At 71.9% G+C, this 10,921-nt stretch carries 12 protein-coding genes; 5 read left to right on the top strand and 7 right to left on the bottom strand.

Annotated elements, in window-relative coordinates:
• Together RIF93_RS14495 and RIF93_RS14490 are read left to right on the top strand one after the other, a co-directional pair.
• On the top strand, nt 1–1,363 hold a 1,363-nt coding region (locus tag RIF93_RS14495; protein WP_309092160.1), incomplete at its 5' end, for a RecQ family ATP-dependent DNA helicase.
• Between the two features lie 6 nt (nt 1,364–1,369).
• Complete coding sequence (locus RIF93_RS14490; protein WP_309092159.1) at nt 1,370–2,296, top strand: acyltransferase; 927 nt, start codon at nt 1,370–1,372, stop codon at nt 2,294–2,296.
• Here RIF93_RS14490 and RIF93_RS14485 read toward each other — a convergent pair.
• Both RIF93_RS14485 and RIF93_RS14480 read right to left on the bottom strand, forming a co-directional pair.
• The gene (locus RIF93_RS14485; protein ID WP_309092158.1) at nt 2,256–3,623 is read right to left on the bottom strand and encodes a PepSY domain-containing protein; all 1,368 of its coding nucleotides are present in this window, start codon (nt 3,621–3,623) and stop codon (nt 2,256–2,258) included. The genes RIF93_RS14490 and RIF93_RS14485 overlap by 41 nt on opposite strands.
• A 40-nt stretch (nt 3,624–3,663) precedes the next feature.
• A complete protein-coding gene (locus tag RIF93_RS14480) occupies nt 3,664–5,616 on the bottom strand; it encodes a TonB-dependent receptor (RefSeq protein ID WP_309092157.1) in 1,953 nt (650 codons plus the stop codon).
• A gap of 105 nt (nt 5,617–5,721) precedes the next feature.
• Here RIF93_RS14480 and RIF93_RS14475 point away from each other — a divergent pair, with 105 nt between their 5' ends.
• Both RIF93_RS14475 and RIF93_RS14470 read left to right on the top strand, forming a co-directional pair.
• Nucleotides 5,722–6,873: a helix-turn-helix domain-containing protein gene (locus tag RIF93_RS14475; protein ID WP_309092156.1), complete on the top strand. Its 1,152-nt coding sequence runs from the start codon at nt 5,722–5,724 to the stop codon at nt 6,871–6,873.
• A 107-nt stretch (nt 6,874–6,980) separates the two neighbouring features.
• Nucleotides 6,981–7,622: a BON domain-containing protein gene (locus tag RIF93_RS14470; protein WP_309092155.1), complete on the top strand. Its 642-nt coding sequence runs from the start codon at nt 6,981–6,983 to the stop codon at nt 7,620–7,622.
• A gap of 109 nt (nt 7,623–7,731) precedes the next feature.
• Here the strand turns inward: RIF93_RS14470 and RIF93_RS14465 are convergent, their stop codons facing one another.
• Genes RIF93_RS14465 through RIF93_RS14455 form a run of 3 tightly spaced genes read right to left on the bottom strand, consistent with a single transcriptional unit; the run spans nt 7,732 to nt 8,530 of the window.
• Nucleotides 7,732–7,998 carry a hypothetical protein gene (locus tag RIF93_RS14465; RefSeq protein WP_309092154.1) on the bottom strand — a complete coding sequence of 89 codons (267 nt, stop codon included), beginning with the start codon at nt 7,996–7,998 and terminating at the stop codon, nt 7,732–7,734.
• 2 nt (nt 7,999–8,000) lie between these two features.
• Nucleotides 8,001–8,258 (bottom strand): hypothetical protein, encoded by a 258-nt coding sequence (locus RIF93_RS14460; RefSeq protein ID WP_309092153.1) that lies wholly within the window; start codon nt 8,256–8,258, stop codon nt 8,001–8,003.
• 38 nt (nt 8,259–8,296) lie between these two features.
• Nucleotides 8,297–8,530, bottom strand: a complete 234-nt coding sequence (locus RIF93_RS14455) for a hypothetical protein (protein WP_309092152.1) — start codon at nt 8,528–8,530, stop codon at nt 8,297–8,299.
• 114 nt (nt 8,531–8,644) lie between these two features.
• Here RIF93_RS14455 and RIF93_RS14450 point away from each other — a divergent pair, with 114 nt between their 5' ends.
• Nucleotides 8,645–9,058, top strand: a complete 414-nt coding sequence (locus tag RIF93_RS14450) for a hypothetical protein (RefSeq protein ID WP_309092151.1) — start codon at nt 8,645–8,647, stop codon at nt 9,056–9,058.
• Here the strand turns inward: RIF93_RS14450 and RIF93_RS14445 are convergent.
• Nucleotides 9,055–10,206 (bottom strand): serine hydrolase, encoded by a 1,152-nt coding sequence (locus RIF93_RS14445; protein WP_309092150.1) that lies wholly within the window; start codon nt 10,204–10,206, stop codon nt 9,055–9,057. The genes RIF93_RS14450 and RIF93_RS14445 overlap by 4 nt on opposite strands.
• 23 nt (nt 10,207–10,229) lie before the next feature.
• Nucleotides 10,230–10,921: cation diffusion facilitator family transporter (locus RIF93_RS14440; protein WP_309092149.1), on the bottom strand; the 692-nt coding region annotated here is incomplete at its 5' end.

Here is a 10,921-nt window from a genome sequence, read left to right as displayed (position 1 = left end):
CAGCATCCGGTACTCGGGCCGGATGCTGGGGCGGCTGGCCGAGCTGTTCCCCGACGTGCCGCGGCTGGCGGTCACGGCCACCGCAGACGCGCGGACCCGCGAGGACATCCGGGGCGAACTGCGCCTGGAGGCGGCCCGCGAGTTCGTCGCCAGCTTCGCGCGGCCCGAGCTGATCCTGTCCGCCGAGCGCAAGAAGGGCTCCAAGGAGAAGCGAGTCGTCGAGCTGGTGACCGCGCGTCCCGACCGCTCGGGCGTCATCTATGCGGGCTCTCGCGACGGGACCGAGAAGCTGGCGGAAGCCCTCAGGCAGGCGGGCGTGCCGGCCCTGGCCTACCACGCCGGCCTTGACCGGAACCTTCGGACCCAACGGCTGGAGCAGTTCCTGGAGGCCGACGCGGCCGTGATGGTGGCGACGATCGCCTTCGGCATGGGCGTGGACAAGCCGGACGTCCGCTTCGTGATCCACGCCGACCCGCCGGGCTCCATCGAGGCCTACTGGCAGGAGATCGGCCGCGCCGGGCGCGACGGCGATCCGGCCGAAGGCATCACCCTCTATGGCGCATCCGACCTCGCCTGGGCGCTGCGCCGGATCGGCGAGCGGGAGGTCGACGACAGCGTCAAGCAGGTCCAGACCCGCAAGCTGCGCCAGCTGTACGCCATGCTGGACGGTGTCGCTTGCCGGGCCGCCAGCGTGCGCCGCTACTTCGGCGAGGAGGGCGTGAAGCCCTGCGGGCAGTGCGACCTCTGCACCGGCCAGGTCGAGACGACCGACGCCACCGAGGCGGCCCAGAAGGCGCTCTCGGCCGCCCACCGGCTGGGCGGCCGCTTCGGCCGCGGCCGCGTGGTGGACCACCTGCTGGGCAAGACCAAGGACGTCACCGACTGGGAAGCCGGGCTTTCCACCTGGGGCATCGGCCAGGAGCTGTCGGCCGTGCAGTGGCGCGACCTCCTGGAGCAGCTGCTGTTCGAGGGCCTGTTGCGCGAGGACCCGAACGACGGCCGCCCGCTCGTGGGCATCGGCGACGCGGAAGGCGCGCGGGCGGTGTTCCGCGGCGAGCGGCGGGTGGTGGTGCGCAAGATCGAGGACGAACCTGCCCGGCGGCCGCGCCGCAAGTCCAAGGAGCCGCCGCTGTCGCCGGCCGACGCGCCGCTGTTCCAGGCGCTGAAGGCGTGGCGCGCGCGGGAGGCCAAGGCCCAGCACGTGCCGCCCTACGTCATCTTCCACGACCGGACCCTGGCCGAGATCGCCCAGGCCAGGCCCGGCAGCCGCGCGGCGCTGGAGCGGATCAACGGCGTCGGCGAGGCCAAGCTCGCGCACTACGGCCAGGCCGTGCTCGAGGTGGTCGGCGGGTTCGAGGGCTGAGCGTCGATGAACTTCGACCTGATGCGGCTGATCGCGGCCCTGCTGGTGGTCGTCAGCCACACCTTCCCGCTCTCGGGGCAGCCGCCGCTGACCATTCGCGGCGTCGAGGACTTGGGCGCCCTGGGCGTCTCGATCTTCTTCGTGATCAGCGGCTATCTGGTCACCGCCAGCTATGAGCGGGATCCGAAGAGCTATCTCCTCAAGCGCATCCTGCGGATCGAGCCCGGCCTGATCGTCTCGCTGGTCGTGACGGTGATCCTGCTGTCGTTCGTCACGACGGCGGCTGCGTCCGAATACTGGCGGGAAGCGGGCCTGTATGTGCTGCGCAACGCCCTGCTCTATCCGGCCACCTACGACCTGCCCGGCGTATTCCAGGACGCGCCGATGGCGGGGGTGGTCAATGGCGTGCTGTGGACGCTGAGGCTCGAGTTCACCTTCTACCTGGTGCTGATGCTGGTGCGGGCGAACCTGAAGGCGGTGCTGGCCCTGGCCGCCGCCTGCGCGGCGCTGTGGCTGGCGCTCGCCTTCACCACACCCGGCTGGGCCGACGAGCGCGTCACGCGCATCGGGTTCCTCGTGGGCCGCAACGGGTTCCTGTTCTTCGCGGGTGCGGCGCTTTGGCTGACCCGGGCCAAGATCCCGATGTGGCTGGGCGGGCTGTCGGCCGTCGCCTTCCCGTTCGCGGGGCCGCTGGTCCTGCCGGCCGCGGTGATCGGCCTGTCGCGACCGGGCCGCCTGCCCGCGGACCTGAGCTATGGCGTCTACATCTACGCCTTCCCGATCCAGCAGCAGCTGGCGATCGCGGGGAAGCTGAACGTGGTGACGGCGATCCTGGCGGTGCTGCCGTTCGCGGCGGCGAGCTGGTTCCTGGTCGAAAAGCCGGCGATGCGGCTCAAACCGCGCGACGCCGCCGGAGATGGCCGAGCCTGGTGACGTCGGCCTGGACGCGGCGCCAGGCCAGCCAGACGCCGATCGCTACACTGAAGCCCGCGAACAGCAGGAGGCCGGTCATGGCCGCCGCCCAGCCGGCGCCGCGGTCGAAGCCGGGGATGACGTCCAGGCGGTGCAACGCCAGATGCCACCAGCGGAAGCCCTGGGCGGCCCCGTCGACCGAGCGCAGCAGCTCGCCCGTGCCAGGGTCGATGTAGTCGCGCGTCCCGTCGGCCCGGACCACCCGCCAAACCGGCAGCTTCACGGTGTCGTGGTGGCCGTACCAGTAGGCGTCCTCGGTCCGCATCAGGCCCTGGCCGCCGATGGGGCCCAGCGCCCGGGACGCCCGGGCGAGGTCGGCGGGCGTGAGCGGCGCGCCCGGTCGGCGGCCGTCGATGACAAGCGACAGGCGACCTTCGAACGGGACCAGCCGCACCTGGCGGGCGACCAAGCCTTCCGCCCGCATGGCTTCGAGGGCTCGGCCGAACTCGGCGACCGTCACCCGGCTGGCGGCATAGCGGGCGGCGGCGGGATCTTGCGGGCTTTCCAGCAGACCCCAGGGCTGCATCGAGAGCAGGCCCGAAAGGGTCCACGTCAGGGTCAGGAGGCCGGCGGCGAGGCCCGTCAGGTGGTGCCAGAGCATCGCCCCCTTGAACGGCGAGAGCCGCGCGTCGCGCCAGGGCCGCCAGGCGATCAGGCCGAGGTAGAGGCCTGTCACGGTCAGGAAGAGGCCGGCCAGCGAGGTCCAGATCACCACCTGCGCCCAGAGCTTGGCGTCGTGGCGCAGGACCTTGGGATAGAGCCAGTGCGGGATCGGGCCCAGCCACGCCAGCACCCGGTCCGCGCGGGTGGTCGCCTGGGCGACCTCGCCGGTGCGGGCCGAGACGTGGACCACGGTGCGGGCAGGATCGCCCATCTCCACCCGCCAGAAGGGCCGGCGGGCGTTGAAGTCGCCGGTGACGGTCCACTGGTCGCGCGCCAGCAGGCGGGCCGAGACGGGCGGGCGGCCGGAGTAGGCCTGGGCCACGGCCATGGCCTCCGAGCGGCTGAGCGGGGCGAGGACGCCGCCGTGTTCGAGGTCGAAGGTCTCGCCGCCGGTGCGCAGCACAGGCCGGCCGGCGACGGACTCCACGACGCCGCCCTCGAGCACCTGGGCCGGGCCGAAGCTGGAGAAGTCGCAGCAGCGAGCCCACTCGATCGGCTGCAGGCGGGCGGCGCGCTCGGCCGGCGTCACCTCGGGCCAGCGGACGAACAGCATGACCACGCCGCTCAGGAACCAGAGCAGCATGAGCAAGCCCACGGCCACGCCCAGGTAGCGGTGGGTGAGCACCAGCCAGCGCGGCGCCCAGGGTTTCCTGAGGTTGGCGGACCTAGAAGTTATGGGCGTAGCTCACATGCAGGGTGCGCGGCACGCCGCGGAAGCCGTAGAGGAACCGCGCGGTCGTCGAGCCGTCCACCAGGGCCGAGTTCACGCGGGTGGCGTATGCCTCGTCGAACGCGTTTTCCAGTCGGGCGGTGAGGCGCTGGCGCCGATCCCGGTCGAGGTGGAGGTGCGCCGCAAGGTCGACGACGACGTAGTTCCCATAGTTCACCCGCCCGAAGCCGCTCACCGTCTGCCAGACGTCGCCGGCCCACAGCAGGCTGGCCGAGGCGCCGAACGGCCGGTCGGCGGGGGCGTAGTCGAGGCCGGCCTTCGCCTGGACGGTCGGGATACGGTCGAACTGGCGACCGACGCCGGCCTCCCGGGCGCGGGTGTAGGCGAAGGAGGCGCGCGCCGACACGGCCTCCGCCACCTGCAGGGCGGCCTGGGCCTCGAGGCCGCGGACGCGGACCTTCCCCGCCGTGTTGAGATAGATCCCGTCGGGGAAGCCGGGCTGGTCGTAGTCGTCGACGATCAGGTCTGACGCCCGCCGCGCGAAGCCGGTGACCTGCCAGCTGAGGCCCGCGGCCTGGCCGCCGATGGAGGCGTTGGCGTTGAGGCTGCGCTCGGGCTTCAGGGCGGGGTTGCCGGCGGCGCAGCAGGGATCGACGGCGTAGAGCTGTTCGGCGCTGGGCAGGATGAAGGCCGTGCCGACCATCCCTTCCACGTAGAGGCCGGGCGCTGCGTCCCATCGGCCGGAGGCGTTCCAGATGGTCGTCTCGGTGTCACCGGTGCGGTTGTGGCGCAGGCCGGCGGCCAGGCGCAGGTTCTCGATCAGGTCGTCGGTCGTGCGCGCCTGGGCGACGAAGGCGTGAACCGTCTCGGTCCGGTCGGCGATCCGCAGCACCTCGTCGCGGCCGCGGAAGTTCTGGAAATCGTAGCCCAGCTGGTACTCGAACCCCCGGTGCAGGTTGAGCTTGGCCAGGGCCTGGACGCCATAGTCGCGGTAACCCCAGTAGGCGAGGTCGTCGACGATCTCGATGCCGCCGTCGGGCCGGTTGTTGACCGTCGAATAGACGCTGTCCCAGTCGTGGAAGTAGCCCTTCACCGAAAGCTGGACGTCGGCTCGGGCGGTCCAGTCGAGGCTGGCGCTGGCGATCTCCTCGTCGCGGTCGTTGAAGGCGAGGCGGGTGAGGCGCGGGCCGGGATACTCCAGGTGGGCGTCGGTGTGCTGGACATAGAGGTTCAGCGCCAGGCCGTCGGCCAGGTCCGTCCCGTACTTGCCGCCGAAACTGACCACGTCGTAACCGCGCCGGCGGTCGGTGGCGCTGGGCTGGAAGACGTCGAAGGTGCGATGGCCGCGCGCCTCGTCCTTGGACGCCCAGGCCACGTAGCGGTGCGGCCCTACCGTATCGCGGAGGTAGAGGTCGGCGTGGACTCCGCCGTTGGTGTGGCCGCCGAGGGTGAGGGCGCCGCCGAAATCCTCGGCATAGCCGCGGGTGACGACGTTGATGGCGCCGGCCACGGCTTGCGTCCCGTAGAACAGGCTTTGGCCGCCCTTCAGCACCTCGATCCGCTCGACCATGCTGGCCGGCAGGGTGTCGGCGGGACTGGTCGAGGCGTAGAGGCGGTTGTTGATCCGCACGCCGTCGACCAGCCACAGCACGTCGCCGGTGCGCGAACCCTGCAGCGAAAGGTCGACGTACGAGAACGGCCCGTTACGGGGGCTGAGGAACAGGCCGGGCGTCTGCATCTGCAGCGCCTGGGAGACGTCGAGGTAGAGGTTGTCGCGAAGCGCCGCCTCGCCGACGATCGAGAGGTCCGAACCGTATCGGGCGAGATCCTGCGGCAGGGTCTCCTCGAGGCGGGCGGTGACCACCAGCTCCTCGACCGGCGCGGTCTCGGCCTTCACGGCGGCGGCCAGCGTCGCCATCGCAGCCCCCAGCAGCAAAGCCTGCTTCATCCCGCCCCCAGAACCGAATATGCGGTATGGCGGTAAGGCCCTCGCCGCGCGAGCGCCCGTACTTTACGGTTCAAGGGGCGTTACACGGGGGTTACAGCCGAGCCGATGGAAGGCTTCGAGGCGGAGGTCGCGCGGGTGCGCGAGAGCGGCGTGCTGGGCCGCTCGCAGGGGCTTGCGCGGCTGTTTGACTACCTGGCCGAGCAGGCGGTGGCGGGCCGGACGGTGCGCGAGGCCGACATCGCCGTCGACGTGTTCGGCCGCGAGGTGGACCTGGCGGGCGACGCCTCGGTGCGGGTCTATGTGCACCGGCTGCGCAAGAAGCTGGACGAGTTCTACCGCGGACGCACGCCGAGGCTGGCGCTGCCCCTGGGCGAGTATCGGCTGGCGCTGGTGGACGCGGCCGAGCCTGCCGCCGCGCCACCGTCGAGACGCCGCTGGATCGCCGTGGTCGCCGGGCTGCTGCTGGTCACGGCCGCCGGGCTGGCGGCCGCCTGGATCGTCCGGGCCACGGCGCCGGCGCGGGCGCTGGACCGGGTCGCCGGAGCGCCGCTGTGGGCCGGCTTTGGCAGGGCGCGGCCGGTGCTGGTGGTGGTGGGCGACTACTACATCTTCGGCGACACCGAGGGGACCGAGACGCCGCGACGCATGATCCGGGCGTTCGACGTCAATTCGCCCGCCGACCTGGACATGCTGCTGGCCGAGCGCCCTGAGCTGCAGGGCCGCTACGTGGACCTCGACACCTATTACACGCCGGTGGGCGCGACCGTGGCGCTGCGCCAGGTGATGCCGCTGGCCCGGCGGCTGGCAGGCGACGACGAGCGGCTGCGGCTGGCGACGTCGTCGCACGTCACGGCCGAGATGCTGAAAGGCTCGGACGTCATCTATGTCGGCTACCTTTCGGCCCTGAGGCTGCTGCAGCCGGTGGTGTTCGACCGCTCTCGTTTCCAGGTGGGCGAGACCTATGACGAGCTGATCGACCGGCGGACGGGTCGGATCTACGTCAGCGGCGCCGGGACCGCTCATCCGGACCGGCCGAACCAGGACTACGGCTACCTGGCCGCCTTCGACGGCCCGGCGGGCAACCGCATTGTGGTGATCGCCGGCAATCGCGACATCGGGGTGATGCAGGCGGCCGAGCTCGCCGCCAGTCCGGCGACCCTTAAGGGCCTGAAGACGCCGCCCGTCGAGGCGCTGTACCGCGTCGAGGGCGTGGGCCGGACGAACCTCTCGGCCACGCCGGTTGCGGTCGAACCCTAAGCTTCACATCACATCCGCGGGAGCCGGGAACGGCGCCACTCTCGGGCCAGTTAGTCCCTATGCGGGGGTGCGCCCGCGCGCGTCCGTACACAGCGGAGGACCCGGTCATGGCCGATCAGGACAGATGGACCAGCGAGCGTGAACGCGGCGGCTATCGCCAGGAGGAGCGTTTCCGGCAGGGCTTCGACCACGATCGCCGCGGCGGCCGCCAGGCCGACGAGGGCTACGGCGACTACGGCCGCTCATTCGAGCCGGACCGGGGCGACGACCGGGCCTATGCGGCCGGCTACGGCATCGACGAGGATCGCTACGGCGGCCGCTGGGGCCGCGGCCCCGAGGACTTCGGCGGCGAGCCGCACCCGCCGGGACGGTTCGGCCAGCCCGAGCCCCACCGCCCCGACCGCACCTGGATGGAGCGGGCCGGCGAGCGGGTGGCGTCCTTCTTCGGCGGCGGCGAGGTGGAACGTTCCCACCGCGGGCGCGGGCCCCGGAACTACACCCGCTCGGACGAGCGCATCCACGAGGACGTGAGCGAACGGCTGGCGGACGATCCGTTCGTGGACGCCTCCGAGATCGAGGTGCAGGTGGCCTCGGGCGAGGTGACGCTGTCGGGCTTCGTCGCGCGCCGCGAGGAGCGCCGGCGCGCCGAGGACCTGGTCGAGCAGGTGCTGGGCGTCCGGCACGTCCAGAACAACATCCGGGTCCAGCCGCCGACCGGAAACGAGCCCCTTCCGTTTCCGCTGGCCTGACCGGCGACCGAGTTCGTTAGCGCGCGCCGCCTCTCCAGGACGCGGGCTGAACGGGCGGCGGGCGCTTCGCCCCCGAGGACGGAGCGCCCGTTGCATTTCGAGGGTGCGCTCAGGCGCCGGGATTGACCGGCCCGGGCGGCATCGACTTGTCGTCCGGCGGCTGGGCCGGATCCTCGGGCAGGGTCGGCGGGGTCGACGGCAGGGCCTGGCCGCCCGAGGCCTTGGGCGGCGCCGGGTTCACCGTCATCGGCGAATTGGCCGACGTGTCGGACGCCTGGCCGCCGGGGGCGGCGTTGGTGGTCTCGTCCGGAGTTTCCGCGCAGGCGGCGAGCGACAGGCCCGCCAGCACGGCCGCGGCGGCGGCGGCACGGATCATCTTCAGTCCTCCTTGAAGCTTCGCCGCTCGCCGGCAGGCCGGCGCGGGGCGAGCGACAGCGTTTCGGGTCGCGGCGCTTCGCGGCTCGGGTTCAGGCACTGGCCGGCGATGTAGAGCCAGGTCTCCGCCTCCTTGTAGTAGGCGGCGACGGCGTCCTCGCTGCGCGCCCGCTCGGCGGCGGCGATCGCCTCCTGGGCGCGTTTCATGAAGAAGCCGGCGGCCTCCACATGGTCAGCGCGTTTGCGGACGGCTCTGGCCATGCCACGGCAACGGAGCCGCCGCCCGCCCGGTTCCGCATCTACTCGCGCAGGCTGCGGGCGAGGATCTGCAGGGTCAGTTGGGCCGCCTGGCGGGTGGCGTCCTGCTCGCCGCGCTCGAAGGTGACGAGGCCGGCCTCGAAGATCTGGTCGATCTCGTCCGGCGTCAGCAGACCCTTGCGTTTCAGCGTCGACAGCGTGCCCACGATGACGGCGTGCAGGGCCGCCAACATGCCCGCCCGTTCGGCGTCCGGCGAAATGGCGTCGTCGTCCATGGTGCGTTCCTCGAGGGCGAAGCTGGTCAGGTTCAGTTCACGTGAACCGGGCCAGGAGTCCAGCCCAGCCCGGCGCTTGGCGCCGATCCTTCAGGTTCTGCGTTCGAGTCCGTCATGCGCTCAAGACCCGCCGCCCTGAACTTCGTCCGCGTCTCGGCCGCCGCGTACGCCCTCTTCCTCGGCCTGAACGCGCAGGCCGCAAGCCCCGCCTCGTCCGAACCCCGCGGCGTCGCCGCCGCCTTCGGCAACACGGTCAAGGCGCTGTATCCGGACGGCAAGCACCAGCGGATCTGGCTGAGGGCGGACGGCAGCTGGGAGGCCATCGGCCGGCGGGGCAAGCATTCGTCCGGCAAATGGACGGTCAAGGGCGAGAAGGTCTGCCTGAAGCAGTCGAAGCCCTTCCCCGTGCCGATCAGCTACTGCACCGACTTCCCCAGCGACGGCGGCGTCGGCGCGGTCTGGGCCAGCAAGGACATGACCGGCCAGCCCATCAAGCTCACCGTCGTGGAAGGCATAGAACGGCCCTAGTCGGCCTCGACCGCCTCCGCCTGGCGGCTGCGGGCCCATTCGGCCGCGACCGCGCGGGTGACCGCCTGCATGAGCGCCAGCCGCTGCGGCACCGGCTTGTGGGTGCGGCGCATCATCACCGCCACGGCGTAGGTCCGCCCGTCGGGCGCGGTCAACAGGCCCACGTCGTTGATGCCCACCGAAGCGCCTCGGTAGTCCTGTCCGGTGCCGGTCTTGTGGCCGATGGTCCAGCCGGGCGGCAGGCCGCCCTTCAGCCGGCGGGGACCGGTGCGGACGTCCTGCAGGAGGTCCAGAAGACGCTGGGTCGAGGCCGGCGACAGGAGCTCGCCCTTGTGCAGACGGGCCAGCGCCCGGGTGATCGCTGCCGGCTGGGCGCCGTCCAGCGGGTCTTCGAGGTACGCCTTGAGCGCGGCCTCTCGCACCTGGGCCGGGAGCTGTTCGCGGGCGGCCTGGAAATTCCAGCCGACGCCGTAGTGCGGCTGCCACGTGAGCCCGGCGACCTGGGCCTGCAGGTCGCGCTCGTACGCTCCGACGGTGACGCCCTCGAGCGCCAGGCGGTCCAGCGTCGCGCCGACGGCGTCGGGGCCGCCTGCCTCGCGGATCAGCTTGTCGTTGGCGGCGTTGTCGCTCTCGACGATCGCACGGCGCAGCAGCCCCGAAATCTCGGTCGAGAAGCCGCCCGGGCGGATGTTGTAGGACACCGGCTGGTAGAAGACGGAGCGATCCGCCTCGGTCATGAGCACCGGCTGGTCCACCGAGAGGCGTCCCTCGTCGACCGCCTTCAGCACGGCGATGGCGACCCACAGCTTCGACACGCTCTGCTGGGGGTAGAAACCCTCGGCGTCGACGCCGGCGGTCCAGCCTTCGGAAACCTCGGTGACGGCGACGCCCACCTCCTCGCCATAGTCGCGGACCAGCTCGTCGAGCTCGTCCTGCAGGGCCTTGGGCGCGGGCGGCGCGACGGGGATCGCCACCGGCAGCGGGCCTCCGGTCAGGCGCACCTGCGGCCCGGGTACGGCGTGCTGCGAGGCCACGAAGCCGCCGGCGCCGCCGGCCACCACCACCAGCGCGGCGGCGCAGGCCAGCGTCCGCGGCCGGCGCAGGACGGCCCAGAAGCTGCGGCGGCTGCGAAAACGGCGACGGCTCATACGCATGGCAACGCTCAACTCACTCAGGCGTGGCTGTGGCCATGGTCACAATCGTGCGCGTGGCCGCTCCGGACTTCCACCGTGACATGGGAGACCCCGGCAAGGCCAGCCAGCCGGGCGCGGTAAATCTCCGCAGGCTGGGGATGGTCGGCGGCGACGACGGCGATCACCGCATGGTGTCCGGGCCCCAGGCGCCAGAGGTGCAGGTCCAGCACCCGCTCGCCGCCGCTGGCCAGCCGGCGGCGGACTTCCGCGGTGAGCTCGGGCGAGGGGTTGATGTCGAGCAGGGCCGCGCCGGCGCGCTTCAGCAGCCGCACCGCGAACTGGGCGACAAGGCCAGCCGCGAGCAGGCCCGCCAGCGGGTCGGCGAAGCCCCAGCCAAATTGTCTCCCGACCAGCACGGCGGCCACGGCCAGCACCGACACGGCGGCGTCGGCCGTCAGGTGCAGGTGGACGGCGGAGAGGTTCAGGTCGCCGTCGGGGTCGTTGCGCGCGGCATGCGCGCGGGTGGGCCGGAGCAGCCAGATGCAGACCAGCGTCACCGCGAGGCCGCCGGCGGCGATCGGCAGGGCGCCGTGATAGTCGACGACATGCGGGTTCAGCATGCGCTCGACGCTTTCGCCGGCGATCACCACCGCGGTCACCGCCAGGACCACGCCGTTCGCGAACCCGGCCAGGTAGCCCAGCTTGCCGGTGCCGAAGCTGAAGGCGGGAT

The organism is Phenylobacterium sp. (assembly GCF_031181185.1).
Classification (GTDB): Bacteria; Pseudomonadota; Alphaproteobacteria; order Caulobacterales; family Caulobacteraceae; genus Phenylobacterium.
This window is presented reverse-complemented; position numbering and strand designations above follow the sequence as displayed.